Genomic DNA, 26,532 nt, shown 5'->3' on the forward strand with positions numbered 1-26,532 from the left:
GTCACACTCCCTGCGGGCGTCTCAAATCAAGCGTCAGCGGAAACTCCGGCGACGCTGCTTCCGGCCACAGCGTATACTGACCGGCGGTATGTCCCCAGGGCTCGAAACGGGCAAGCCGTCTGGCTTCCGCTTCGTTTCCATTGACCGGGAACGTCTCATAGGTGCGACCGCCCGGATGGGCAACATGATAGATGCAGCCGCCGATCGATCGGTTCGACCATGTATCATAAATGTCGAAGGTCAACGGAGTGTTGACCGGCAAAGCCGGGTGCAGACCCTGCGACGGCTGCCATGCCTTGAAGCGCACACCGGCAACCGAGACGCCCGAATCATCGGTCTGCTTCATCGGCACGGCGCGACCGTTGCAGGCCACGGTGTAGCGGGACGGGTTGGAGGTTTCCAGACGCACCTGCAAACGCTCGACCGAACTATCCACATAACGCACGGTGCCGCCGATGGCACCCTGTTCGCCCATCACATGCCAAGGCTCCAGCGCCTGACGAAGCTCCAGCTTCGAGCCCTCATATTCGACCTCGCCGAAGAAGGGGAAGCGGAACTCTAGCTGCGCCGCAAACCATTCCGGCTTCACATCGAAACCATTGTCTTTTAGGTCGGCCAACACATCGAGGAAATCGGCCCAGATGTAATGCGGTAGCATGAAGCGGTCTGCCAGCGCAGTACCCCAGCGCACGAATTTGCCGCCGACAGGGTTCTTCCAGAAGCGGGCGATGATGGCGCGCACCAGCAATTGCTGGGCCAGAGACATGCGGGCATTCGGCGGCATTTCAAAACCGCGGAATTCCACGAGGCCGAGGCGACCCGTTGGGCCATCTGGCGAGAAGAGCTTGTCGATGCAGATTTCCGAGCGGTGGGTGTTGCCGGTAACATCCGTCAGCAGATTGCGGAACAGGCGGTCCACCAGCCATGGCAGCGGCGGTGCGCCTTCACCCGGCATCGGCACCTGCGCCATGGCGATTTCCAGCTCATACATGCTGTCATGACGGGCTTCATCGATGCGCGGCGCCTGGCTTGTCGGGCCGATGAACAGGCCGGAGAAGAGGTAGGACAGCGACGGGTGGCGCTGCCAGTGCAGTACAAGGCTCTTCAACAGGTCGGGACGGCGCAGGAATGGGCTGTCATTGGGGTTGGCCCCGCCCACCACCACATGGTTGCCGCCGCCGGTGCCGGTGTGGCGACCGTCGATCATGAATTTGTCGGCACCCAGCCGGGTCTGGCGCGCGTCTTCGTAAACGGCGGTGGTGATATCGACGCAATCCTTCCAGCTCGCCGCCGGGTGGATGTTGACTTCGATGACGCCGGGATCGGGCGCGACGCGGATGACATTCATGCGCTCGTCATGCGGCGGGGTGTAGCCCTCGATATGGACGGGCAGGCCGAGATCGGTGGCGGCAGCTTCGGCAGCGGCGACGAGATCGAGATAGTCCTCGATGCGCTCCACCGGCGGCATGAAGACGCAGAGACGTCCATCCCGTGCTTCCACAGACATGGCTGTGCGGACTTCGCCGTTGATGTCGCTGATGGACTGTTCGATGCGCTCCTGCGTGGCACCATCGGACGCCTGAAACGACGCTTCGGGCAACACGCGTGCGGATGGTGCCATGGCGTCTGGCAGCGGTCCACGCGGAACAGACGGGTCCGCCGGGTGGATATAGGGGAATTTCGACGGCGGAACATGGGGCAGGGTGCCGAGCGGAATGCGGTAACCCACCGGGCTGTCGCCGGGCACAAGGAAGATGCGGCCGCGCCGGGTCTTCCACTTTTCACTCATCCAGCGCTTTTCGGATGTGGCCTTGGCATTCCACGCCTGTACCGGCAGGACATAGCCGGTTGGTGTCGTGAGACCGCGCTCGAACACACGGGCGATGCGGTTGCGCTCTTCCGGGTCTTTCAGCTTGGAATTGGACGGGTCGACATTGTCCGGCAGATTGCCTTCCTTGATCAGCCATTCTGCCGGGTCTTCGTAAGCGGGCAGCACCAGTTCCGGCGCGATGCCGATGTTTGAGGCGATGTTGGTCAGAAGCTTTTCGGCATCTTCCGACGTCACGCCCGTATCGACGCCTTCGCGAGCCACCAGATCGGGATTGTGCCAGACTGACTGGCCGTCCTTGCGCCAATAGAGCGAGAAGGTCCAGCGCGGCAGGCTTTCGCCGGGATACCACTTGCCCTGACCGTAATGCAGAAAGCCGTTGGGAGCGAAGCGCTCACGCAGCTTGCGGATCAGCACATCAGCCTTTTCGCGCTTGGTCGGGCCAACGGCATCGGTGTTCCATTCGCCTGATTCGAAATCATCGATGGAGACGAAAGTCGGCTCGCCACCCATGGTGAGGCGCACGTCCTGCTGCGCCAGAACTTTGTCCACTTGTTCGCCGAGCGCATTGAGGCGATCCCAGCTTTCATCGGAAAAGGGCTTGGTGATGCGCGGGTGTTCAGCCACGCGGGTGACCTTCATGTCGAAGGCGAATTCGGTGTTGGCCTCACCGTAATAACCGCCGGAAATGGGGGCGGCATTGCTGAAATGCGGCGTTGCAGCAAGCGGCACATGGCTTTCGCCGGTCAGAAGCCCGGAGGTCGGATCAAGACCCACCCAGCCCGCACCCGGCAGATAGACTTCCGCCCAGGCGTGCAGATCGGTGAAATCGACCTCGGTTCCCGAAGGGCCGTCGAGCGCCTTGAGGTCCGGCGTCAGCTGGATGAGATAGCCCGACACGAAGCGGGCGGCAAAGCCGAGATGGCGCAGGATCTGCACCAGCAGCCAACTGCTATCGCGGCACGAGCCTCTGGCGGTTCCCAGCGTTTCCTCCGGTGTCTGCACACCGGTTTCCATACGGATGACATAGCCGATTTCGCTTTGCAGGCGGGCATTGAGACCAACGACCATATCGACGGTCGGCTGGCCCTGCGTTCTGTCGATGGTTTGCAGAAAGGCCGACAGCAAAGGGCCTGCTGGTTCTGGCGTCTTGTAAATCGACAGATCGTCTTTCAGCGTTTCCGGATATTCGAAGGGCCATGCAATGGCGCTTTCTTCCACGAAGAAATCGAACGGATTATAGACCGTCATATCCGCGACGAGATCGACCTCTATTCTGAACTCGGTGACAGGGTCGGGAAAGACGTAACGCGCCAGAAAATTGCCGTAGGGGTCCTGTTGCAAATTCACGAAGTGGTTTGCGGGCGTCACCTTCAGCGAATGGCTGATGACATGGGTGCGGGAATGCGGCGCAGGCTTCAATCGTATGATCTGCGGTCCAAGGCGGATCGGTCTGTCGTATTTGTAATGCGTCAGATGATAGATGCTGGCTTTGATAGACATGCGTTCCCTTGCCCGGTTTTCCGGTTTGCGCGGATGGTGCCGCCCCTCTTTTATTGCTGCGACTTTGTGCAATGCACGCGAATAAAGCAAGGAACATTTCAAGCCCCCTTCGCATTCGAACGGGTGGCGTTTTGCGGGTTTCGCGTCGCTGGTGGACAAGCTTCAACGGAATGCTATTGCTGTGAGCGCGGGTGCAAATCACCGTTGCCTGCGCAAAGGCCCGGATTTCGGAATTTCAGGAAATGGCAAGGTACTGATGGCGCAAGGTAATCTGTCCACAGAGACGATCAATTACCCGTCTTTCGATCTGACGTTCAGATCGCAACTGGGCATGATGGGCAGTGCGTTTTGGACCTCGCGCGTTCGCGGCAAGCTCATTCTGTTGATGTGCGCCCTGCTGACCATCATTCTGGTCACCGCTTACGGGCAGGTCAAACTGAACGAGTGGAACGCGCCTTTCTACAATGCGCTGGAGCGGCGTGATCTGAACTCGTTTCTACACCAGCTTGAAGTCTTTGCGATGATTGCGGGCTCGCTGCTGCTGCTCAACGTCTTCCAGACATGGCTGAACCAGATGACGGCGCTGAACATGCGCGAAGGCTTGGCAAAGGACATGGTGGACGAGTGGTTCAAGCCTGGCCGTGCCGCAAGGCTTGCGGGCTTCGGCGCCATTGCCGTCAACCCCGATCAGCGTCTGCATGATGATGTGCGCAATCTGGCCGAAAGCAGCACGGCGCTCGCCATCGGTCTCGTCAATGCCACCATTCTGCTTGTCAGCTTCATCGGTGTGCTGTGGGGACTATCTGCGGGATTTGCCATCGAAATCGGTGGCAAGATGGTGGCGATACCGGGCTATATGGTCTGGGCGGCGCTGATCTATGCGGGCTCGGCCTCGCTGCTGAGCAACCTCGTGGGTTACCGCTTGGTGCCGCTGAATGCGGAACGCTATTCCAAGGAAGCGGAACTGCGCTTCTCGCTGATGCGGGCGAGTGAAAACCTGACGGCGATCACGCTGGCGCGTGGCGAGAAAAACGAACGCCACCGCATTGGCGAGGATATCAATGCGGTGCTGGGTGTCATCCGTGGCCTTGCCATGGCGCTGACGCATCTCACTTGGGTTTCATCCGGTTATGGCTGGCTGGCCATCGTTGCGCCCATTCTCATTGCCGCTCCGGTCTATTTCTCTGGAAATCTGAGTTTCGGCGGGTTGATGATGGCCGTCGGTGCCTTCAACCAGGTCAATGTCGCCCTGCGCTGGTACATCGACAATTTTGGGCCCATCGCCAGCTGGAAAGCCACCTTGCAGCGCGTCTCGGTGTTTCGCAACGCGCTGATCCAGATGGATAGCGTGGAGCGGCACGGCAATGCCATCGACATCGAAAAAACCGCATCCGGCCCCATCAAGCTGACTGCGGTGGAGATCTGCCCCGAGGCAGGCGGGCAGGATATGTCGCGCATCTTCCGCCTGCGCGAGGCGCCGGTTGAGATCAATGTCGGGGACCGGCTGATGGTCAATGGCGATCAGGGCGTGAACCGGCGGCTGTTTTTCGCAGCCATTGCCGGGCTGTGGCCCTGGGGTCGCGGTAACATCACCATGCCGCCCCGCGAGGAAACACTGTTCATTGCCCAGCACGGCTATTTACCGGCGGCGCCGTTGCGGGAAATTCTCTCCTATCCACGCAGCCCGCAGAAATTCAAGGAACAGGAGTTTCTCGACGCCATGGAGCAATGTGGCCTTGGCCACATCATTCCGCGCATGGAAGACAATATTCGCTGGGACAAGAAATTCGATTCCGACGAGCAGGCCTGCGTGCGGGTTGCCAACGCGCTGTTGCTGAAGCCGCGCTGGCTGTTCATCGACGATCTGCTGGAAGGTCTGGAGACGGAAACCGTCGATAGGCTGGCGGCAGTGCTTGCGGGCATGAAGGACACGGCGATTGTCTATATTGGCCGGTCCGAGACCATTTTGCAGGTGCTGTCACCACGGGTGCTGCATCTGGATCTGGTCAAATCCTAATCGTCAGGTTTTCAACGGCGCAGGGTTGATGTGGGTCGCCGTTGTTTCGATGATGCTTGCCGGTGGTGCGCTGTGCATCATGGCGAGCGGCATGATGGTGATGAACAGCGCCAGTGCCACGATGGCAACGATGACGACCCAGTCATCGCGCTGCTGTTTGACGGTATTCCCACTCCAGTCATATGCCATAGCGGTCCTCGCTTATATCAGTATATGAAGATGAAAGAATTCAACGTCAGAGTGCCGCAGTATGGTTAACCAACACTTAAGCTCACGTGCTATTCTTTGCGGGTGCGTGTAGCATTGCCTGGAAGACGAATATGTTTTCCAGCATTTATCCTGACGTAAGGGGAGGTCGCCCTGTGTCTGTGTTCGGCACAGGCGGGTTGGACGAGCTAATCTCGCCCATTAAAAACAACTAAGGCGCGCAGCGATCTGGATGGATCGCAACGCGCCGTGATGTCTTGTTCGTTTGTCTGGGGTGCGGCTTAGAGCGCTTCCTTGTTAAATGGAAACGTTCTGCCGGAGCAGATTTTCGTCAGGGCTAAGGCGATCGGCGAAGGGCATACCCAAAGGTACGGTCAAGCCGATCGCCTTAGCCCTGGCGGAAATATGCCCGGCCCTTCGGGTTGGTTGAAACGGGCCGTCTGCTTGCCCGGACGGCTTGGCCGTATGCTGAGGCTACGGCACGCGCCGTCCGGACAAGCAGTCGATCCCGTTTGAACCAACAGAACTGTTTCCATTTAACAAGGAAGCGCTCTAAAGGCCCGAGAGAATGGCCAGCGCCTGTTCGTGAATGGCCTTGCTGCCAGCTGCCAGAATGCGGCCTGCGGCTTCCGGTCTGCCGCCTTCCCAGTTGGTGATGACGCCACCGGCCTGCTCGATGATGGGAATGAGCGCGCCAACATCATAGGGCTTCAGTCCGGACTCGATGACGAGATCGACATGGCCGCCCGCCAGCAGGGCATAGGCGTAGCAATCCACACCGTAGCGGAACAGGCGCACCTGTTGCTCGACCGTGTGATAGCGCTCGGCTTCTTCGGTGGTGAAGATGTGCGGCGAGGTGGTGAAGAGGATTGCGTCGGACAGGGTCTCGCAGTTGCGCGTGCTGATCTGCCTGTCGCCGCCGGGGCCGAAATACCAGGCTTTCTCGCCATCGGCAAAATAACGCTCGCCCGTAAATGGCTGATCCATGACGCCCATGACGGCGCGGCCAGAGGACTGGAAGCCGATCAAGGTGCCCCAGACGGGTACGCCGGATATAAAGGCGCGGGTGCCATCGATGGGGTCGATGACCCAGACATGCTCGCGATCGGTTCCGACACTGCCATGTTCTTCGCCCAGAATGCCGTGGTCCGGGAAGCGGTCGGTGATCAGCGCGCGGATGGCCGTTTCAGCGGCCTGATCGCCCTCTGTGACGGGATCATACCCGCCAGCCTGCTTGTTGGCGACGGCCACACCGCTGCGGAAGCGGGGCAGGGTCTCTGCCTTTGCGGCATCGGCAAGACGAAAGAAGAAATCGCGATCGGGCAGCATCAAAACCTCACCATTCTAAAATCCCAAAAGGACATAGCGCGCTTCAGGCAACTTCGTCCACTCGCTATGTGCAGGAGATATGAAAAGCCAAAACAAATGCAGATTTTTATGAACGTCGCGCGAATATCAGGCAGATTGACAAAAATTGAGCAAATTATAGGCAATAACAAAAATGATTGACAAATGAGCATTGTCGTCGTAGCTTCATGTCACAGTCTTTGACTGTAAATACCCTCCTTGGGTGTTTCCTCCCTAGACTTGACCGCGCCAAGGCGCGGTTTTTTTTGCCCGCAAGCGTAGCTGCGGTGTGTTCGTCTCATCATTTCAGTGGGTGTTATTCGGCGGCGAAGGCCATGTCGGTGGCATATTCGGATACGAACATCGACAGCTGGCGCATGAACGTGTCCAGCGCGGATTGCACGGCGTAAAATTCCGGCGTCTTCAGAAGCGTTTTCTCATCCACATAAAGCGCCCGGCTGATCTCGATCTGCAAGGCGTGCAGCGAGCGGATGGGGCGGCCGTAATGTTCGGTGATGAAGCCCCCGGCATAGGGCTTGTTGCAGACGGCGGTAAAGCCGAGTTCTTCGAGAAAATGCAGGGCCGCGCGGGAGATTTCCGCCGAGGCGCTGGTGCCGTAACGATCGCCAATGATGATATCGGGCCGGATGTTGGAACTGGCAAGGCGGATATTGCCGGGCATGGAATGGCAGTCGATCAAAACTGCCATGCCGAAATTGGCGTGGGTGCGAGAAATGAGCTTTCGCAGGCAGGCATGATACGGCTTGTAGATGTTTTCGATGCGGTTCAGCCCCTCGTCCACCGGAAGACGGTGGGCGTAGATATCCATATTCTCGGCCACGATACGCGGCACGGTGCCAAGCCCGCCCGCCACGCGCATGGAGCCGATATTGGCATAAGATGGCAAGGCGCCATCGAACATGCGCGGATCAAGCTCGTAAGGCTCGCGGTTCACATCCAGATAGGCGCGCGGAAAATTGGCTTTGAGCAGGGGTGCGCCGATATCGACCGCGCTGGAAAACAGCTCATCGACATAATGGTCTTCCGAGCGGCGGATTTCGTAGGAGCTCAGGCGCGATGATTCGAGGAAGGAAACCGGATAACAGCGACCGCTATGGGGGGAGTTATACACGAACGGAATGCTGTGAACGGCTGGTTCGTGCACTTCGAAGAGTTCGTACTCGCCCGTAACCCAGTCCATTCCGCCCCGTTTACCATGTCATAATTCTGCCAGAAGCATCATGTTGCCAGTTAAGGCAGAGCAAGTCCATACTGCGCACCAGTCGCCCGAGTCATGATTCTACCGTTCACATGATATTTACTGAAAATGCGGTATGATCGGGATAAGGTATTCCAATAAATCAGAAGTTACGGTCACTTAAATGGTACAGAAAATTCTTCTCGCTGAAGATGACAATGACATGCGACGCTTTCTCGTGAAGGCGCTGGAGAAAGCCGGATACAAGGTTTCCTCCTTCGATAACGGCGCAAGCGCCTATGACCGTCTTCGTGAAGAGCCTTTTTCGCTTCTCCTCACCGATATCGTCATGCCGGAAATGGACGGCATCGAGCTTGCGCGCCGCGCCACCGAGCTCGACCCGGACCTCAAGGTTATGTTCATCACCGGCTTCGCAGCCGTGGCGCTGAATGCTGATTCGAAGGCGCCGAAGGATGCGAAGGTGCTTTCCAAGCCTTTCCACCTGCGCGATCTCGTCGATGAAGTGAACAAACTCCTTGTGGCGTAAGGCTTGTAAAAAAGCTTTCACAAAACCGCAAAAAAGCAGTTGACGCTTCATCCGGTTTCGTGATTTATGCGCCGCAACGGAGGGCGTGTAGCTCAGCGGGAGAGCACTACGTTGACATCGTAGGGGTCACAGGTTCAATCCCTGTCACGCCCACCATCCGAATTCTTAAGTATCAAAGCCTTGCGAGAAAATCGCGAGGCTTTTTTGCTTTTTGGCTCGACGTGCCATCCATCTTTTTTGCGGGCCATACAGCACCGAAATGCACTCTCCGGCGCTGGCTGAGCGCGGCTTAAATTTTCAGCAATCTTTTGGCTTGTTGCGGCGGTGCTACAGCTTTTTTCCTTGGTTGGAGTACCTATGGCAACCACACAACCAAGGTGCCCGAAATGAGAAAAATCGTCATTGCCGCAGCTTTTATCCTGACCGCGTCCACCGCCATGGCTGCGGATGCGGTCTATGAGGCACCGCAGGCGCCCGTGGCGATTTCCGGGCAGGCATTCTCATGGACGGGCTTCACCGCCGGTGTGCAGGGCGGATATGCCTGGGATAATCAGGACATTTCCGGCATCATCGCGGGAACACCGCTGGAAGCCAATTTCAATGGCGGCGTTCTGGGTGCGTTTGCGGGCTATAACCACCAGCTGAGCAACAATTGGGTCCTTGGCGTGGAAGGCGATTTCGACGGCAACTGGGGCGATGGCACTCTGACCATTCTCGCGCCAGACCACTACGAGTATGGACTGGACTGGCAGGGCTCCGTCCGTGGCCGCGTTGGTTACGCATTCGACCGGGCGCTGGTTTACGGCACGGCAGGCTGGGCTGTTGGACGCGGTTATCTGGTCACGCCGGGCTTCCCGAAAAACAAGGAAACCTTCAACGGCTACACGGTCGGCGCCGGCGTGGATTACGCCTTCACCGACATGATTTTCGGCCGTATCGAATACCGCTACACCGACTTCGGCGACAAGAACTACGATTACGGCCCGATCAATCCTTTGCTGAATGGCGATATCGACCAGCACGCCGTGCGCGTTGGTTTGGGTGTGAAGTTCTAGGCAACGTTAAGGGGCGCTGCCTGGCGATATGTATCTTGCGGCGATACATTTTTTCTTGACGGCGACGTGTATCGCGTTATGATACATTCCTGACAAAGAGGTCTGATTTGATCCGATCTTTCAAGGATGCGATGACCGAGGCGGTGGCGGGCGGAAAGGTACTCAAAGGCTTTCCTGCGGATATCGTGAAAGTCTCCATACGCAAACTGACAATGCTCAATGCGGCTCACGATTTGGAAGACCTTCGTTCCCCGCCTGGCAATAGGCTGGAGGCATTAAAGGGCACCCGTGTGGGGCAGCATTCAATTCGGATCAACGACCAGTGGCGCATATGCTTCGTCTGGAAGGACGGCGGCGCTGACGATGTCGAAATCGTGGACTATCACTGAAGGGAGCTGACATGACCAATATTTTAGCCCCGGCCCATCCCGGCGAAATTCTTCGTGAAGAATATCTCGTTCCGCTCGGAATGAGTGCGGGCGCGCTTGCCAGAAAGCTGAATGTGCCGCGCACTCGTATCGAGCGGTTGGCAACAGAACAGGCTTCGGTGACACCAGACACCGCGCTTCGCTTGGCCAAGGTCTTCAAGACCTCGCCAGAGTTCTGGATGAACATGCAGGCGAGCTATGATTTGAAGATCGAAGCCACACATCTGAAAGACACGCTCGACAAGATTTCAGAAATCGATATCGCGTCAGCTTCGTAATTACCGTCACAACGGGCGTGCGGGCGAATGCGCTGGCGGAATTGACAGCAGATTACGCGACCTTTGAGGCCTCACCCTGCACCGCTCTTGGGTTGCCGGCATCATCCACCGCGACCATGATGAAAACCGCTTCCGTGACCTTGTCGCGGGATTGTTGGGAGTGGCGGCGGGTCCAGGCTTCTATTTTGAGGGTGATGGAGGTGCGTCCGACTTTTTCGATGCGGGTGTAGACGCAGAGCGTGTCGCCGATCTTCACCGGTTTCTTGAAGACGATTTCGTTGACGGCGACCGTGACGGTGCGTCCGCCCGCGACATCATTGGCGCGCACGAAGGCTGCCAAGTCCATCTGCGACATGACCCATCCACCAAAAATATCGCCTGCCGGGTTGGCATCGGCGGGCATGGCGAGAGTGCGCAGGGTCAGTTCCATATCTGCGGGTGGCTGCAATTCCATTGTTGAAAACCTTTGTCTGTGTCGCTGGCAATAGGGAATGCTTACAGCATCGACAGCGAAATCAGCATTGATTTTCCGGAAGATATGAGATGCGCCAGTTGCATGGTGCAGTGCAGCATGACGTGGCGATATTCTATAAAAGCCAACCGATTGCAAAAGCGTTAGGCAGGGAGCCCACCTTTTATCAGTTCGGCACTTGCTCCACTGTCAGGGTGCGGCCGTGAGCAGATGAGATGCGCACGCGGGCACCGGCAGGTGCGTCTTCGCCTTGGACAGGCCACCATGTGTCATCCAGCTTGATGCGACCACGACCTTCGGTAATTGGCTCCTGCAGCGTGGCTGTGCGGCCAATGAGGCTGGCTTCGCGCTGGTTGAGGAAGGGTTCGTCGCTCTTGGCATGATCCTGGCCGTAATATCGGCGGCCAAGAAGCGCAAAGACGACGGAGAGCAGGGCAAACAGCAGGAGCTGCAACTGCCAGCTCCAGAGTGCCGTGTTCCAGAGCGCCAGCGAGATGGCACCGATGACGAGGGCGGCGGCTCCGATCCAGATGAGGAACACGCCGGGGGCGACGAGTTCCGCTGCCAGCAGAATGGCGGCCAGAATCCACCAGCTCCAGGGGCCAAGATCGGTGACGAGCCTTGCAATCATCTTACTTCTCCGAGGATGAAGCGAACGGATTGTTGGGGATCGTCACATTGATGGTCTGGCCGCCGGGGCGGCTGGATGAGGGCGGAACGGAGCTGCGCTTCCTTGCGGCGGCAGGTGCTTCCGGCGCTGAGGTCGCATCGCCACCTCTGCCGAAGACCTCCTTGGCGATGGCGCCGATACCGCCGAGCGAACCAATCAGCGAGGACGCTTCCATCGGCATCAGCACGATTTTGGAATTCTTCGCAGTGCCGATCTGCGCCATGGCTTCGGTGTATTTTTGCGCGATGAAGTAATTGATAGCGTGGATGTCACCGGCTGCGATGGCCTCAGACACCATGCGCGTGGCATTGGCTTCGGCTTCCGCCAGACGTTCGCGCGCCTCGGCGTCGCGGAAGGCGGCTTCGCGCTGGCCTTCGGCCTCGAGAATGGCGGATTGCTTGGCACCTTCGGCGCGCAGGATCTGTGCGGCGCGCGAGCCTTCCGCTTCCAGAACCTGTGCACGTTTCTCTCGTTCCGCCTTCATCTGGCGGCCCATGGATTCCACGAGATCCTTTGGCGGTGCTATATCCTTGATCTCAATGCGGGTGACTTTGATGCCCCAAGGCCCCACCGCCTCGTCGACAACACGCAGGAGGCGCTCATTGATGGCATCACGGTTGGAGAGAAGCTCATCGAGATCCATAGAGCCCATGACAGAGCGAATGTTGGTCATGGTCAGGTTCTGGATGGCATTTTCCAGATTGGAAATCTGATAGGCGGCCTGCGCTGCGTTCAGCACCTGATAGAAGGCAACGGCATCTGCGGTGACGCTGGCGTTATCGCGGGTGATGACTTCCTGGCGTGAAATATCCAGCACCTGCTCCATAACATTCATGCGCGTTCCGATGCTTTCGATGAATGGAACGATGATGTTAAGGCCGGGTTCGAGAGTACGGGTGTAGCGTCCGAAGCGTTCGACCGTGTAACGATAACCCTGCGGAACCGTCTTGATACCGGCAAACAGCGTCAGAATGACGAGGCCCACCACGACTATGACGACAATGTCGAAACCACCCAGATCAATCATCCCAATCTCCCTCATGCATTGTTAGGTACTATATGGGGTGGGTTTTAGACCCAGCCCTGCAACTCCCTGCGTACAACCTTTTCGAGAACCCGCATACCCTCTGAGCTATCGTTCAAGCAAGGTATATGTGAAAACTTCTCGCCACCGTTGTGGTGAAAGATTTCACCAGCCTCGCCCGCGATTTCTTCCAGTGTTTCCAGACAGTCGGAAACGAAGCCCGGATTCATTACCGCTATGCGCTTGACGCCTTCCTTGGCCAGTCGTTCCACCGTCTTGTCGGTGTAGGGCTGCAACCATTCTTCCGGCCCGAAACGGGACTGGAAGGTGATCATGAAACGGTCTTTGTCCAGCCCGAGTTTCTCGCGCAGCAGACGACCTGTCTTCATGCACTGGCAGTGATAGGGATCGCCCTTCTTGAAGTAGGATTGCGGAATGCCGTGGAAGGAGGCGATGATTTTTTCCGGTTCCCAGTCCAGCGTCGCCAGATGGCTCTTCACGGAGTTGGCGAGGGCATCGATATAGGTCTCGTCATCATGATAGGGCGGCACGGTGCGAAGCGCAGGCTGCCAGCGCTGCTTCATTAGATATTCGAAGGCCTTGTCGTTGACGGTGGCCGTGGTTGCCGCCGCATATTGCGGGTAAAGCGGAAACAGCAGGATTTTTTCGCAACCCTGCGCCTTCAGCGCGTCCATGCGTTCGGCAATGCTCGGCTTGCCATAGCGCATGCCCCAGTCCACCACCACGTTCGGCAAGTCGGTCAGCATCTTGCCAAGCGCCTCGCCCTGATTGCGGGTGTAGGTGCGCAGATAGCTTTCGTTCAGCTCGTGGTTCCAGATTTCCTCATAGGCCTTGCCGACCTTCTGCGGGCGCTTGTTCAGCACGATGCCGTAGAGAATCGGATACCAGAACAGCCGCGACCACTCGATCACCCGCTTGTCGCTCAAAAACTCCGCCAGATAACGGCGCATCGACTTGTAGTCCGTGCCATCGGGCGTGCCAAGATTAACGAGGAGAACGCCGACCTTGCCAAAGGCGACCTTCGGGTGATCTGCGGGGAAATGCGCTGGCTGAAGTGTGGCGTTATCTGCGATCATAAAATCGTCCTGAAATCTCTAAGGGGTGCGCGTGGCTCTACGTCCGCACATGTGTCATGGATCAACTTGTAGAGCATTGATCCGCCAATCTGAATTGATTTTTGATAGAACCTGCGCGGCATTTCAACGCGTGGTGATGGCTGAGTGATATGGTGATGCAGCAAAGGTCAGTCTGCGTGGCCCACCCCCCTCTGTCCTGCCGGACATCTCCCCCTCAAGGGGGGAGATCGGCAAGGCGAGAGACCTTCGCTAAAACGATCGATGCTGAAGATGGCCGCAACCTTGCGGCATATCGATCTCCCCCCTTGAGGGGGAGATGTCCGGCAGGACAGAGGGGGGTGAGCCACACCCACTGACCTCTGCTGCAAACGGCAATTATGCTCCGGCGATCAAAAATGAAGTCTTCTATCGAAGCCCGTCACCGAGCAGGCTTCGATAGAGTGATGTTGAACGATTACTTCGCCGGAACGTTCAGCTCTTCACCAACTTCGATATGGTTTGGACGCTTCAGCGCGTTGGCCTCGGCAATCTTCTTCCACTCAGCGCCGTTGCCGTATTTCTCGGCAGCGATTTTCCAGAGCGAGTCACCGCGTGCAACCACGTATTTCCCAGCGGCGGCTGGTGTCGTGGCAGGGGCCGAGGTGGTGGTTGCCGGTGCTGGGGAAGCTGGGGCCGTTGCGGCTGGGGCCGGAGCAGCAGGTGCGGTGGCGGCTGGAGGCGTTGCGTTTGCAGGAGCCTGCGCCGTCGTTGCCGGGGCAGGCGTTGCTGGCTTGGCTTCCTTCGGAGGTGCCACGTAGTCGGCTGGGGTCACATCCGTCACGCGGCCATCGGTGTAGGGCTTGTAGGGGCTGTTTGCGCCGATATAGGCGGCTACAGCGTCTTCAAGGCTTGGTCCGAAGTCGTAAGGGTTGATGGCCTTGGTTGCGAAGGTCTTGAAGCCATCGCCGCCGGTGCGGGTGTAGTTGTTGGTGACGACGCCGTAGGTCTTTTCAGGGTCGAGCTTGACGAAGTTGTCGCCTTCCTTGACCTCGACGGAGACGATACGGCTGCCCGCTGGTTTGGAGCGGTCGAAGCTGTATTTCAGGCCAGCCGTCTGCACGAAGCGGCCTGCGCCTTCTTCGATCTGGCTGGCACCATTTTCAAGGGCTGCGACGAGATCGACGCCCTTGATCTGGAACGTAGCGACGGAGTTCTGGAACGGTAGAACCGTCAGCACTTCGCCCATGGTCACCGGACCGGCGTCGATGGAGGCACGCAAGCCGCCGCCATTCTGGATGGCGATGGTGATGCCCTGATCCTTCACGCGGTCGAGAAGCGCGTCGGACACCAGGTTACCCATGGTGCATTCCTTGGCGCGGCACACTTCACGCGAGCCATCGATGGCAGCTTCGCTGACGCCGATTTCCTTCTTCTTCATCTCCTCCAGCGGGGCGGCCAGTTCAGCCACGCGCTTGGTGAAGCCTTCGTCAGGCGTCACGGAGGCGTCGAGCAGCTTCGGTGCGCCGCTGGTGGACTTGACCACGCCGTTATCATCGAAGGTAACGGTCAGATCGCCGAGATATTTGGAATAGGCATAGGCTGTGACGATTGGCACGTCGACGCCGGATGGGTTCTTGACCAGCGTGGGGTAAGGGCCAGCAGCCTTCGGATCGGTGCTGGAGAGCAGCGTGTGGCTGTGTCCGCCGACGATGACGTCGATACCATCAACGGAGCGGGCGATTTCCTGATCCTTGACGTAGCCGACATGCGACAGCACGACGATCTTGTTGACGCCCTGATCCTGAATTTCCTTAACGGCACCCTTGAGATACTCGATTTCGTCTTCAAACGTCACCTTGTCGCCGGGCGAAGAGGTTTCGTTGGTGTCGGTTGCCAGCACGGAAACGACGGCAACCTTCTGGCCGCCCATGTCCTTGATGATGTAGCCTTTGAACTTGTCTTTCAGCTCGGAGCCGTCCGCAACCTTGGTGTTGCCGGAAATGATCGGGAACTTGACGGCGTTGATGAGCTTGAGCAGTTCTGCCGGGCCATCATCGAATTCGTGGTTGCCGATGGCCATGGCGTCAAAGCCGATGCCGTTCATGAATTCGGCAACCGGGCCGCTCTTGTACTGGGTGTAAAACAGCGAGCCCTGAAACTGGTCGCCGGCATCCAGAACGAGGATATTGGCATTTGTTCCCAGTTCGGTACGGCGCGCGTCAATGGCGCTTTTCAAGCGGGCGATGCCGCCGAAGCACTCGTTCTTTCCGGCTTCCGCAGCAGAGCAGGTCGAGTCGAATTTGTTGATCGCTTCGATGCGCGAATGCAGATCGTTGATGTGGAGAATATTGAGTTGGTAATCAGCCAGAGCCGCACCAGCCGAAAGCGAAAGGACCGAAGCGGTCATCAGGCCAAATCTCAAAATCCTGTTCATCGTCTTATCTCTCCTGTTTTACCCAATACGAAGCCGGGAGGCTCGTCCTGCCGCCATAGCTACTGCGAAATCATGACAGTGGTTCAAAGGCGATGTTTTCATCTCGCGGCATCTGCCGCAAGTAGAATTATGACAGGGTTGTGCAAATAAAAAACGCGCGCTGCACGCGCGCGTTGAAATAAACAGGAACCGTTCGGCTGAAACGCAATCAGCCCTGACGCGTCAGCGTGAACTGGCTGTTGGTATCGGTGGTGCAATTCAGCTGCGAACGGGAGATGAGCGCGCAGTTGACGCGCGACTGGGTGTTGCGCACCAGCGATGTCATGTTGATCTCGTACAGCGTCGGCGAAATGGTGACGTAAGTGCCGGACGCCAGCAGCGTGTTGCTATCCGTGGAGCGGGTGGAGAATGCGCCCGCCTGGAATGTCGAGACGATGCCGTTCTTGTCTACCCAGCGGCCATCTACAGCCGGGCCCTGCGGCATGGCGGATGCCATGGGGCGCGGCGATGGCGCGGAAGGAGCGCACGAAGAGGCAGCAATTGCGGCCAGAACCAAGGCGGCGCCTGTCTTGAAATTCATCTTGTCTGTCTCCTGCGATTCTTCTCGATCTTCGAAAAAGACCATGGATTGAAGTTGGCTTTATTGCAAGCGAACGACGACCTCTATGCACCGGTTCCAGGCGTGTCCGACTAAAGTGACGGCGTTGCAAACCGGCACCAGAGAGTTGTCCGGGGCCGGTTTGCGAGATCGAACGTCGCTTATCCGCGAACCAGAATGTTGCGGAACTGCCAAGGATCGTCCGTGTCGATATCCTCAGGGAACAGACCCGGCCTGCCGTCCAGTGGTGTCCAGTCGGTATAATGTCCTTCGACCGGGCCGAGATAGCGGCGCTGAATGTTGAGGCAGCGGCGGTAATCCAGCTCGTCGGCTTCAACGATGCCGGCTTGCGGATTTTCCAGAGCCCAGACCATGCCCGATAGCACAGCCGAGGAGACCTGAAGGCCGGTGGCATTCTGGTCGGGCGCGAGCTTGCGTGCCTCTTCCAGTGTCAGGCGTGAGCCATACCAATAGGCATTCTTCTCATGGCCATAAAGCAGGACGCCGAGTTCGTCTGCGCCATCGGTCAGTTCGCTTTCGGTCAGAACATGCTGCACGGGCTGGGCAATGCCGCCATTGCCGAACATCTCATAGAGCGACAGAACCGCGTCGTTGCAGGGATGGTAGGCATAATGGCAGGTGGGGCGGAACTCCACATGGCCGCGCTTGTCGCGCACGGTGAAGTAATCCGAAATCGAAATCGCTTCATTATGCGTGACCAGCAGGCCGTACTGGGCACCAAGTGTCGGGCACCATGTGCGCACGCGGGTGCTGGCGCCGGGCTGGTCGAGAAAAATCGCGGCCTTGGTGCCTTTTTTCTGCTTCTTCGCGTTTTTCGGCATCCATTTTTCATGGCTGCCCCAGCCGAGTTCTGCCGGTTGCAGACCTTCGGCAATGAAGCCTTCCACCGACCATGTATTCCAGAAGGTGTTGAAAGGTTTGGGATCCTTGGCGCGCTGGGTGTCACGCTCGGCGATGTGTACGCCCTTGACGCCCAGCGTCTGCATCAGCTTTGCCCAGCCTTCGCGATCATCGGCGGCCGGTTCATCGAATTCAAGATTGGTGTCCTTGGCCAGATTGACGAGGGCCTGCTTGACGAACCAGGAGACCATGCCGGGATTGGCACCGCAGGTGGAAACCGCCGTCGTGCCACCGGGGCGCTTGGCCTTTTCCTTCAGCATGGTTTCGCGCAGCGCATAATTGGTTCGCGCGGCATTGTCGGCATCGGTATCGAAATAAAAGCCCGGCCATGGCTCCACCACCGTATCGATGTAGAGCATGCCATATTTGCGGCACAGCTTCATCAGATCGACCGAGGAGGCATCCACGGAAAGATTGACGCAGAAGCCCTGTCCCTCGACATTCTTGACGAGCGGTTTCAGAACGTCCTTGTAGTTATCCTTGGTCAGATGCGCGCGGATGTGGCGAATGCCGCGGCCATCCAGATATTCGGCAATATCCTCACGCGGATCGATGACGACCAGTCGCGACAGGTCGAACTTGAAGTGCCTTTCGATCAACGGAAGCGTACCGCGCCCGATGGAGCCGAAACCGATCATGATGATGGGACCGGTAATTTCGCCGTAAATCGGGTATTCAACTTCCGTCATTCTCAATTTCCTCTTTGAAGACAAGGCTTAAGCTAGATGATTAGGCCTCAACAATAAAGGGTAGCCGGATGACGGGCGTATGAAGACTGTGAGAAAGGTAAACCGATCCACCCCGCTTCATCATAAAATCATCGGTATAGCTTCGGACTACGCATTTCCAATTCATCAACTATAATGATGCGGATCAGAAGTTGTGTTCGTGTTTTAGGGGGGCAGATATCGTGCGTCAGGAGACTGCCAGTTTGGATAGTCTTATAGAGCGCGTCATTGCGCTGCAGGACATGACGCCTGTTTTTATCGCCCTTTACGACACGGACGACAGGCTTCGCCACGCCAACCGCGCCTTCCGCCAGGCCTTCAATCTCAGCGATGATGCGTTCCCCACATGGGCGGAAATCATCCGCGCCAATTATAATGACCGCAAAGGCCTGATCATCACCACCACGGATTTCGAGGCTTGGTTCCTGTCGGCGCAGTCGCGTCGCGGCAAGCTGCCTTTTCGCGGGCTGGAACTCGACATGCATGACGGTCGCTGGATCTGGATGACCGAAACCGTGCAGGACGATGGTTGGATGCTGTGCGTGGGCAACGACATCACGGCGCTCAGGCAAAACCAGCGCAGCCTGCGGCAGGACCGCGACATTGCCCTACGCGCAGCACAAACGGATGAGCTGACCGGAACCGCCAACCGCCGTTTCGTCTTCACCAAGCTCGGCGTTCAGATCGAAAATGTCCAGAAGGGCATTGAAAGCTCGTTCGGGCTCTGCGTGATGGATATCGACTTCTTCAAAAGCATCAATGACCGTTTTGGCCATCAAGGTGGCGATACGGTGCTGCGCGATTTCGTCAAGATCGCCCATTCCACCATCCGCCGTTCCGACACCTTCGGGCGCGTCGGCGGCGAGGAATTCGTCCTCATCATGCCGCGCACGATCCTTTCGGAGTGCATCGGTATCGTGGAACGGCTATTGGAGAAGGTGCGGACGTCCTGCCCATTTCCGGGCGCCGCGGATTTTTCCTACAGCTGCTCGGCGGGGCTTTCGCTGTTCCGTTGCGGGGAAAGCGCCAGCGAGCTTTACCAGCGGGCCGACCGTGCGCTTTACGAGGCGAAGCAGCGGGGACGGGCTCGGGTGGAGTGGGTGTTGGAGTAATAGGCGGGATGTTGGGCGGTTGTGGGTGTGGCTCACCCCCCTCTGTCCTGCCGGACATCTCCCCCACAAGGAGGGAGATATGCTGGGCGCGCTGGCATTCCTTCAATCTCAACGTCAAAGGTGATTGAGGGGTCGCTGCGAGTCGATCTCCCCACCTGTGGGGGAGATGCCCGGCAGGGCAGAGGGGGGGTAAGCCACACCCAGTGCCCTCTACAAGACCCGCCTCAAACCAACTCCGCAGCCACCAACCCATGCAGCGAATTGCCAACAAACAGCTTTCTACCCGCCAAGTCTGCTAGCTTCAGCGCCTGTCCGCGCGCCTTGCGCTCACGAATAAGGTCGGCGCGCAGGACGCCGGGGAGGATGCCGCTGTCGAGGGGTGGTGTCAGAAGCTGGCCTTCGGCACCTTCCACAAAAACGCTTGTGGTCGAGCCTTCGCAGATTTCGCCGCGTTCGTTCAGCAGCAGAACCTCGTCCGCTTCCGTGGTGGAGAATTCGGCACGGGCGGCTTCGTAAGGTTCGCGACGGGACGATTTGTGGCGGTAGAAGGTGTCGCTGGAATCCAGACGGGTCTTTTCCGCGATCTTCACCCGCCAGACCGCGCCATCACACAGGGGCACGAAAGGCTCAGAGGTGATGTCGAGTTCGCCCTTGTAGTTCATCACCACCCGCACGGTCATCGGCGCGTCGCCGCTGATCGCAGCTTTTAGCGCCTTGACCGTATCTGCGGGTGCGCGAAAACCGAGTGCGTCCGCAGAGCGCAGCAGGCGGCGCATGTGCTGCTCCAGCCGCTGAAAACCGGTGCCCGGTTCCCAGCGCAACGTTTCCCTCAATGTCAGATCAGCGGGTTTGCGTTTCATGGTCAGCGTCCATCATGCGATTCACGTAAGGTGAGGCATAAGAACCGGCGAAGCTTGTCCGAAATGGGAGCCTCGCCGTTTTTTTATTCTTTATCGAGTGCTTCCAGCTCGTCGATCAATCCCTCGATCATCGACAGACCCTTGCTCCAGAAGGAGGGGTCGGTCGCATCGAGGCCGAAAGGCTTCAGCAATTCGGAGTGGTGCTTGGTGCCGCCTGCCTTGAGAAGCTCGAAATATTTGTCCTGAAAGCCGCTATCGGCATTCTGGTAGACCGCATAGAGCGAGTTCACTAGGCAATCGCCAAAGGCATAGGCGTAGACATAGAAGGGCGAATGGATGAAGTGGGGGATATAGGTCCACCAGCTTTCATAACCTTCGGAAATCTTGATCGCCGGGCCGAGGCTCTCTTCCTGAACCGACAGCCACAGCTCGCCGATCTGCTCCGCGGTCAACTCACCGTCTTTGCGGGCCGTGTGGACCTTGCGCTCGAATTCGTAAAAGGCAATCTGGCGCACGACCGTATTGATCATGTCTTCGACCTTGCGGGCCAGCATCGCCTTGCGTTCTTTGCCGTCACTGGTGCCATCCAGAAGCTTGCGGAAGGTCAGCATTTCGCCGAAAACCGATGCGGTTTCGGCAAGCGTCAGCGGCGTTGCGCACATCAGCGCGCCCTGTCCACCGGCCAGAACCTGATGCACGCCGTGGCCAAGCTCATGCGCCAGCGTCATAACGTCCCGTGGCTTGCCGAGATAATTGACCAGCACATAGGGATGTGCGGACGGTACCGTGGGATGCGCGAATGCGCCGGGCGCCTTGCCGGGACGGGCGGGGGCATCGATCCACTCCTCATCGAAGAAGCGGCGGGCGATATCGGCCATTTCGGGGGCGAAATCGCCATAGGCTGAAAGCACCGTATCCTTTGCGTCTTCCCATGGAATGACGGCATTGGACGTATCGGGCAGCGGCGCGTTGCGGTCCCAATAGTTCATCTGCTCCATGCCGAGCCACTTGGCTTTCATCTTGTAATAGCGATGAGACAGGCGCGGATAGGCTTCGGTAACAGCCTGCGCCAGCGCATCCACCACTTCGCGCTCGACGCGATTGGCCAGATGGCGGCTGTCGGCAATGTCTTCGAACTTGCGCCAGCGGTCGGAGATTTCCTTGTCCTTGGCCAGCGTGTTGGTGATCAGCGTAAAGACGCGCAGATTGTCCTTGAAGGTCGCGCTCAGCGCCTGCGCTGCCTTTTCGCGGGTCTCCGGGTCGGGGTCCTGAAGGAGATTGAGCGTTTCTTCCAGCGCAAGGCTCTTGCCATCCAGCTCGAAGCGCAAATCCGTCATGGTCTCATCGAAGAGACGATTGAAAGCGGCGGCACTGGTCATGGATTTTTCGAGGAACAGCTGCTCCAGGCTGTCATCCAGCTGGTGCGGCTTGTCCTTGCGCAAATCCACGAGCCACGGCTTGTAGTGGCCGGTCAGGGCATCATTGGCGATGGCGGCGTCGATGGTCGCATCATCAATGCGGTTCAGTTCAAGAGCGAAAAACAGGAGATGCGCCGACATCTCCGTCAGTTTCGACTGGGCATCACCGTAAATCTTGCCATTGGCCGGATTGGACGTGTCGGAGAAATAGGTGAGGCCTGCGAAAGAGCCGATGCGGCCGAGAAGGTCATCCAGCGCTTCATATTCCTTCAGCGCGGCCCCGAGACCCTGATCACCGGAAAGCTTGGCGGCGGCTTCCAGCTTGCCCTTCCACTTCGCCTCAAAAGCCTTTGCATCGCTGGCCGCTTTTTCCAGTGCCTGCTTGTATTCGGATGAATCCGCGGAGGGGTAGAGGTCGGACAGCTTCCATGTCGGGAGGTCACCGAGGGCGGCAGCCCCTGCGCTATCGGTCGAAAAGGCGGGCAGGGGGATCGATGTCTTCAAGGTCATGTCAGGCTTTTCCTCTTTATCTCTTTGCCCAAGCATATGGGGGCTGTGTTTCCCGTGGCAATGCTTAAAATGCAAGCAAATCTCAAAACTGGATGTTCAAGCCTTCCGTGTCACATTCGGCTCAAAGGCCTGCATGAAGCAGGTCCATAAACCGGAAACCGGAGCCTGACATGACAGCGCAAGTACTCGTTATCGATGACGATCCAGTTCAGCGCCGCCTGCTTAAACAAGCGGTGGAGCGTTATGGACACCACCCGATCCTTGCTGAAAATGGCCGGGTGGGGCTGGAGCTCTTGAAACAGCACAGTGGCGATATCAGCGTGATCGTCCTTGATCTGATGATGCCGGAAATGGACGGTCTGTCCTTTTTGAAAGCCGTTGGAGAGCTGGGAACGGATGTCCCTGTCATCGTACAGACGGGGCAGGGCGGCATCGATACGGTGGTGCAGGCCATGCGCGCAGGTGCCTTCGATTTCGTGGTCAAGCCCGTGTCGCCGGAGCGTATTGGCGCTGCCATTTCCAATGCGCTGAAACTCGACCAGCGTGAGGCGAAAGCCCGCACGGGACGACGCTCGCGCAACCACGCCGTCAATTTCACCGATATCGTTTCGGCAAGCCCCGCCATGCTGCGGGTCATCGAACTGGCGCAGCGGGCGGCGCAATCGAACATTCCCGTGGTGCTGGAAGGGGAATCCGGCGTCGGTAAGGAAATGATCGCGCGTGCCATCCAGTCCGGCAGCGACCGTGCGGGCAAGCCTTTCATCACCGTCAATTGCGGGGCAATCCCTCACAATCTGGTCGAAAGCATTCTCTTCGGCCATGAAAAGGGTGCCTTTACCGGTGCGACGGAAAAGCACATCGGCAAATTCATGGAAGCCGATGGCGGCACGCTGTTTCTCGATGAGATCGGAGATCTGCCGCTTGAGGTGCAGGTCAAGCTTCTGCGCGCCGTGCAGCAGGGCGAGATCGAGACCGTGGGGTCTGCCAAGGTCCAGAAGGTCAATGTGCGGCTGATTTCGGCCACCAACAAGGATTTGATCGAAGAGGTGAAGGAAGGTCGTTTCCGCGAAGACCTTTATTATCGCCTCAACGTCTTCCCCATTACCATTCCGGCTCTGCGCCGCCGCAAGGAAGACATTCCCTATCTCGCGCGCGTATTTGCAGAACGTTTCTCCGTCGAGCAGAAATTGCCGCATGCGCTGGGCGTCAGCGCCGGTGCGCTGGCCTTGCTGACCGCTTATGACTGGCCGGGCAATATTCGCCAGCTGGAAAATGCGGTGTTCCGCGCCGTCGTTCTGGCGCAGGGCGATGAACTCAGCGAAACGGACTTCCCGCAGATCGCGCTTCAGGTGCCGGAATTTGCCGGTGACGTTGCCGACCATGAAGTCCAGCATCGCCCAACCGAGCGTTCGCTTTTGGTCGCGCCACCGCCTGTTGAAAGCAGAAGCAGTGCAGCAGACATTATGTCGGTGATGGAAGCCATGGCCAGTGAAGAAGAGCGTTCACCCACCTCCGTCTTTCCGGGCGGCAGCCTGATTGCCAGCACGGATGAAAGCGGCGATGTCCGAAAGATCGCGGATATAGAAGAAGAGCTGATCCGTTTTGCCCTGCGCTTTTACCGCGGCCAGATGAGCCAGGTGGCCCGTAAACTGGGGATCGGACGCTCCACACTATACCGTAAGTTGAAGGATTATGGCATTGATCCCGATGATCCGCTGCGCGACGCCGCATAAGGCTGGCGTTACCGGCTTAGATTAGCAAATACGATATTTGTTAACTCCTGGGCAAGGATATTCACTTACGGTCTATAAACCTCTTGTTAGTGGAGCGTTCACTATATAGAGGATGAATGTCCATGTGTGGCAAAATTGCCATCGTGTGACCGTAATTGAGGTTCATGTGGGACAATCTGACGAATTGTCTGCCAGGCGGGGATCAAATTGCCTTATCTGCATCGGAATATCGCGCTCTCGGGCAAGATAGCGCGCGGCTTGATCAGAAATGTATGCACGAAGCTGTCGGCACGCGTTGTCACTTGCGTGTGCCTGCTGATGGCCGCCATGCCCGCTCTTGGCGTTTCGGCGACGGAAGCTGCCGCCGAAACACGTAGTCTCAAGCTCTATTATATCCATACCAAAGAAAAAGCCGTCATCACATTCAAGCGAAACGGCAAGTACGACCAGAAGGGTCTGCAGGAGCTGAACCGCTTTTTGCGTGACTGGCGTCGCAACCAGCCGACCAAGATGGACCCGCGTCTGTTCGATCTGGTGTGGGAAGTCTATCGCCGTTCCGGCGCAAACGAATATATCAACGTCGTCTCGGCTTTCCGCTCGCCGGAAACCAACGGCATGCTGCGCTCTCGCACCAAGGGTGTGGCCAAGAGCAGCCAGCACACGCTGGGCAAGGCCATGGACTTCTACATTCCCGGCGTCAAGCTGACACGTCTGCGCGAAATCGCCATGCAGATGCAGATCGGCGGCGTTGGTTTCTACCCAACATCCGGTTCTCCCTTCGTCCACCTCGATGTGGGCAATGTGCGTGCCTGGCCGCGTATGAGCCGTCAGGAACTCGTGCGTATTTTCCCGAATGGCAACACCATTCATCTGCCCGCCGATGGCAAGCCTCTGCCGGGCTATGACCAAGCGCTGGCGGACTACAAGAAGCGCGTCAGCTCTTCTTCCATTCAGGTCGCCAGCACCGCCGGTTCAGGCCCTGCATCCTCTTCTTCAGGCGGTGGCAAGCGCAAGACTTTGCTGGCAACCCTGTTTGGCGGTGGGGATGAGGATGAAGATGCCGAAGGCATTGCATCGCCAGAACCCGCAGCCCGGCCTTCCGCTCCTGCCCCTGTGGCGCAGGAACCGGAAGAAGCCCCAGTTGCGGTGGCCTCTGCCCAGCCTCTGCCCGGCGTAAGCGCACCGTTGCCAACGGCACGCCCGGCCTTCCGCGATCAGGAAAATCCGAACGGCCTTGCAACGGCGCTTTATTCTCCAGCGCGCAATGCTGCGCAGGATGCGCTTCAGGCAGCCACCACGCCAACGCCGACTGCGGCACCCGCAGAACAGCAATTTGCCGATCTGGCGCAATATTCCATTCCCGTGCCGACCCTGCTTGGGCCGCGCCGTATGAAGGGTGATGCGGATGGGTCGGTCATGACGGCTGCCCTGGGCTCTGAAGACATGCCGGGCGACGCACTTGCCGCACATGTGCCGGTCCCTGCCAATCGCCCAGCCGTTGCCGAAGCCTTGCTTGCTTCTGCCAATTCGGATGTCGAAGGTCAGGAAGACGAAGCCGAACAGGCAACACTTTCGCCGGTGGTTGTCGCTGCACTCGAGCAGAGCGGCCAGGATGCCCGTGCCTCCTTGACAGCAACTGCCATGCCAAGTGCTGCGCAGTTCCCGGCTTCGATCAGCCACAGCGCCTCTGCCCGTCCGGCCACGAAACCTGTTGAAACAGCCATGGCCTCACCATCTGCCGCCATGCAGGATGAGCCGGTTGGCGATGCATTCGATCTCAAGCCGCGCGCCGCGAGTAGCGGTCTCAGCGCCGGTCTGCCCACCAAGGGTGCGCGTCCAAGCAAGCAGGATGCAGCCGTTGCCGAAAAAGCCATGGTTAGCGGTGGTCGTCTGACGCAGGAAGCAATCTCTGACTGGGCTTTGAGCCAGGACAAGGGTGCAACGGGCCGTGCAGTCAAGGCGCCTCGCGTCGTCAACAACCGTATGCTCAGCCACGACATGTCGGCTTCTGCCGCGACCGCAAGCTTCCGCCCGGGCGCTGCCGCAATCGACTCCAGCCGCTTCAGCACGCCAATAAAGATGCACTAAGGCGGGCATTGACCACGCTTTTGTTTTCATAATTATCGCGCCCCGTCCTCAAAAGACGAGGGCGCAATTTTTGTTTTGGCTGAGTAGAATTTTTTGCGCATGAAGCTGCTGATTGAATAATGACGAGATCATTATCTTGACGCGCAATATTGATGCTGTTACTTTGCGAAGCAGTTTGTATACTCATGTAGTCCGATAGTTTCGCGTAAAAGACCGCATTTTGATGACGCATATGTTGTCCATGGCGCAAGGCAGTGTTTGAAATCAGCACTGTACGCATGAAGCTTTTTCATTGCGCCGGTTCTCGCGAGCCATGTTCCCTTTAAATTCGCTGTTTGCGTGACGTTTGTCTGACTTTGCCTTTTTCCGGTTTTGTCAGGCACTTCGTATCGATTGGCTTTTACCGATGTCTGCGGTGGGGTATGGTGTCGATATGGCTTCGTTGGGTGAACATCGATCTTGTATTTGACGGTGTCGCGC

21 protein-coding genes, 1 tRNA gene and 2 pseudogenes are annotated in these 26,532 nt (G+C 57.9%); 10 read left to right on the forward strand and 14 right to left on the reverse strand.

The window, feature by feature from the left end:
- Position 1: 1 nt before the first annotated feature.
- Positions 2 to 3,331, reverse strand: coding sequence for a transglutaminase family protein (locus AC27VJ_RS13695; RefSeq protein ID WP_488684498.1), 3,330 nt, complete (start codon positions 3,329 to 3,331; stop codon positions 2 to 4).
- 256 nt (positions 3,332 to 3,587) lie between these two features.
- On the opposite strand from AC27VJ_RS13695, the gene AC27VJ_RS13700 reads away from it, so the two are divergent.
- Positions 3,588 to 5,348 (forward strand): ABC transporter ATP-binding protein/permease, encoded by a 1,761-nt coding sequence (locus AC27VJ_RS13700; RefSeq protein WP_488684689.1) that lies wholly within the window; start codon positions 3,588 to 3,590, stop codon positions 5,346 to 5,348.
- A 3-nt stretch (positions 5,349 to 5,351) separates the two neighbouring features.
- On the opposite strand, the gene AC27VJ_RS13705 is transcribed toward AC27VJ_RS13700, so the two are convergent.
- The 3 genes from AC27VJ_RS13705 to AC27VJ_RS13715 all read right to left on the reverse strand — a co-directional run bounded on the left by AC27VJ_RS13705 (position 5,352) and on the right by AC27VJ_RS13715 (position 8,103).
- The gene (locus AC27VJ_RS13705; RefSeq protein ID WP_488684499.1) at positions 5,352 to 5,537 is read right to left on the reverse strand and encodes a hypothetical protein; all 186 of its coding nucleotides are present in this window, start codon (positions 5,535 to 5,537) and stop codon (positions 5,352 to 5,354) included.
- Positions 5,538 to 6,107: 570 nt separating this feature from the next.
- A complete protein-coding gene (gene hisN, locus AC27VJ_RS13710; protein WP_488684500.1) occupies positions 6,108 to 6,884 on the reverse strand; it encodes a histidinol-phosphatase in 777 nt (258 codons plus the stop codon).
- Positions 6,885 to 7,218: 334 nt separating this feature from the next.
- Positions 7,219 to 8,103, reverse strand: a complete 885-nt coding sequence (locus AC27VJ_RS13715) for an N-formylglutamate amidohydrolase (protein ID WP_488684501.1) — start codon at positions 8,101 to 8,103, stop codon at positions 7,219 to 7,221.
- A 181-nt stretch (positions 8,104 to 8,284) separates the two neighbouring features.
- Between AC27VJ_RS13715 and cpdR the strand changes: the two genes are divergently transcribed.
- The 5 genes from cpdR to AC27VJ_RS13740 all read left to right on the forward strand — a co-directional run bounded on the left by cpdR (position 8,285) and on the right by AC27VJ_RS13740 (position 10,408).
- Positions 8,285 to 8,647, forward strand: a complete 363-nt coding sequence (cpdR, locus tag AC27VJ_RS13720) for a cell cycle two-component system response regulator CpdR (RefSeq protein WP_027675545.1) — start codon at positions 8,285 to 8,287, stop codon at positions 8,645 to 8,647.
- Positions 8,648 to 8,728: 81 nt separating this feature from the next.
- Positions 8,729 to 8,803 (forward strand) — tRNA-Val (locus tag AC27VJ_RS13725).
- Between the two features lie 230 nt (positions 8,804 to 9,033).
- Positions 9,034 to 9,702 carry an outer membrane protein gene (locus AC27VJ_RS13730; protein ID WP_488684502.1) on the forward strand — a complete coding sequence of 223 codons (669 nt, stop codon included), beginning with the start codon at positions 9,034 to 9,036 and terminating at the stop codon, positions 9,700 to 9,702.
- Positions 9,703 to 9,809: 107 nt separating this feature from the next.
- Entirely contained in the window at positions 9,810 to 10,091 is a 282-nt protein-coding gene (locus tag AC27VJ_RS13735) for a type II toxin-antitoxin system RelE/ParE family toxin (protein WP_488684503.1), read from the forward strand.
- Between the two features lie 11 nt (positions 10,092 to 10,102).
- Positions 10,103 to 10,408: a HigA family addiction module antitoxin gene (locus AC27VJ_RS13740; RefSeq protein ID WP_488684504.1), complete on the forward strand. Its 306-nt coding sequence runs from the start codon at positions 10,103 to 10,105 to the stop codon at positions 10,406 to 10,408.
- 52 nt (positions 10,409 to 10,460) lie between these two features.
- On the opposite strand, the gene AC27VJ_RS13745 is transcribed toward AC27VJ_RS13740, so the two are convergent.
- The 7 genes from AC27VJ_RS13745 to AC27VJ_RS13775 form a co-directional block, all read right to left on the reverse strand.
- Positions 10,461 to 10,862 (reverse strand): acyl-CoA thioesterase, encoded by a 402-nt coding sequence (locus AC27VJ_RS13745; protein ID WP_113089386.1) that lies wholly within the window; start codon positions 10,860 to 10,862, stop codon positions 10,461 to 10,463.
- 184 nt (positions 10,863 to 11,046) lie between these two features.
- Complete coding sequence (locus tag AC27VJ_RS13750) at positions 11,047 to 11,511, reverse strand: NfeD family protein (RefSeq protein ID WP_488684505.1); 465 nt, start codon at positions 11,509 to 11,511, stop codon at positions 11,047 to 11,049.
- 1 nt (position 11,512) lies between these two features.
- Positions 11,513 to 12,577, reverse strand: coding sequence for an SPFH domain-containing protein (locus AC27VJ_RS13755; RefSeq protein ID WP_488684506.1), 1,065 nt, complete (start codon positions 12,575 to 12,577; stop codon positions 11,513 to 11,515).
- Between the two features lie 44 nt (positions 12,578 to 12,621).
- Positions 12,622 to 13,671, reverse strand: coding sequence for a ferrochelatase (gene hemH / locus AC27VJ_RS13760; protein WP_488684507.1), 1,050 nt, complete (start codon positions 13,669 to 13,671; stop codon positions 12,622 to 12,624).
- A 454-nt stretch (positions 13,672 to 14,125) separates the two neighbouring features.
- Complete coding sequence (locus tag AC27VJ_RS13765; RefSeq protein WP_488684508.1) at positions 14,126 to 16,084, reverse strand: 5'-nucleotidase C-terminal domain-containing protein; 1,959 nt, start codon at positions 16,082 to 16,084, stop codon at positions 14,126 to 14,128.
- 208 nt (positions 16,085 to 16,292) lie between these two features.
- A complete protein-coding gene (omp10, locus tag AC27VJ_RS13770; RefSeq protein ID WP_113089432.1) occupies positions 16,293 to 16,664 on the reverse strand; it encodes an outer membrane lipoprotein Omp10 in 372 nt (123 codons plus the stop codon).
- A 179-nt stretch (positions 16,665 to 16,843) separates the two neighbouring features.
- Complete coding sequence (locus tag AC27VJ_RS13775) at positions 16,844 to 18,292, reverse strand: homospermidine synthase (RefSeq protein WP_488684509.1); 1,449 nt, start codon at positions 18,290 to 18,292, stop codon at positions 16,844 to 16,846.
- A gap of 242 nt (positions 18,293 to 18,534) precedes the next feature.
- Here AC27VJ_RS13775 and AC27VJ_RS13780 point away from each other — a divergent pair, with 242 nt between their 5' ends.
- The gene (locus tag AC27VJ_RS13780) at positions 18,535 to 19,443 is read left to right on the forward strand and encodes a sensor domain-containing diguanylate cyclase (protein ID WP_488684510.1); all 909 of its coding nucleotides are present in this window, start codon (positions 18,535 to 18,537) and stop codon (positions 19,441 to 19,443) included.
- A 224-nt stretch (positions 19,444 to 19,667) separates the two neighbouring features.
- Here AC27VJ_RS13780 and AC27VJ_RS13785 read toward each other — a convergent pair whose 3' ends face one another.
- Both AC27VJ_RS13785 and AC27VJ_RS13790 read right to left on the reverse strand, forming a co-directional pair.
- The gene (locus AC27VJ_RS13785; protein WP_488684511.1) at positions 19,668 to 20,303 is read right to left on the reverse strand and encodes an aminotransferase class IV family protein; all 636 of its coding nucleotides are present in this window, start codon (positions 20,301 to 20,303) and stop codon (positions 19,668 to 19,670) included.
- Positions 20,304 to 20,386: 83 nt separating this feature from the next.
- On the reverse strand, positions 20,387 to 22,231 hold the full coding sequence (locus AC27VJ_RS13790; RefSeq protein WP_488684512.1) for a M3 family oligoendopeptidase: 1,845 nt from the start codon (positions 22,229 to 22,231) through the stop codon (positions 20,387 to 20,389).
- A 170-nt stretch (positions 22,232 to 22,401) separates the two neighbouring features.
- Here AC27VJ_RS13790 and AC27VJ_RS13795 point away from each other — a divergent pair.
- From AC27VJ_RS13795 to AC27VJ_RS13805, 3 genes and pseudogenes are all read left to right on the forward strand, one after another.
- Positions 22,402 to 23,590: pseudogene (locus tag AC27VJ_RS13795) on the forward strand (sigma-54-dependent transcriptional regulator); the annotation flags it as partial.
- Between the two features lie 173 nt (positions 23,591 to 23,763).
- Positions 23,764 to 23,964 (forward strand): annotated as a pseudogene (locus AC27VJ_RS13800) (helix-turn-helix domain-containing protein); the annotation flags it as partial.
- A gap of 207 nt (positions 23,965 to 24,171) precedes the next feature.
- Positions 24,172 to 26,052 (forward strand): peptidoglycan L,D-endopeptidase MepK, encoded by a 1,881-nt coding sequence (locus tag AC27VJ_RS13805; protein ID WP_488684513.1) that lies wholly within the window; start codon positions 24,172 to 24,174, stop codon positions 26,050 to 26,052.
- On the opposite strand, the gene AC27VJ_RS13810 is transcribed toward AC27VJ_RS13805, so the two are convergent.
- The gene (locus tag AC27VJ_RS13810) at positions 26,027 to 26,332 is read right to left on the reverse strand and encodes a hypothetical protein (RefSeq protein WP_488684514.1); all 306 of its coding nucleotides are present in this window, start codon (positions 26,330 to 26,332) and stop codon (positions 26,027 to 26,029) included. The two genes, AC27VJ_RS13805 and AC27VJ_RS13810, sit on opposite strands and share 26 nt — an antisense overlap.
- Positions 26,333 to 26,532 lie beyond the last annotated feature (200 nt).

The sequence above is a fragment of the Agrobacterium sp. 20P9.1.2 genome (assembly GCF_057799395.1).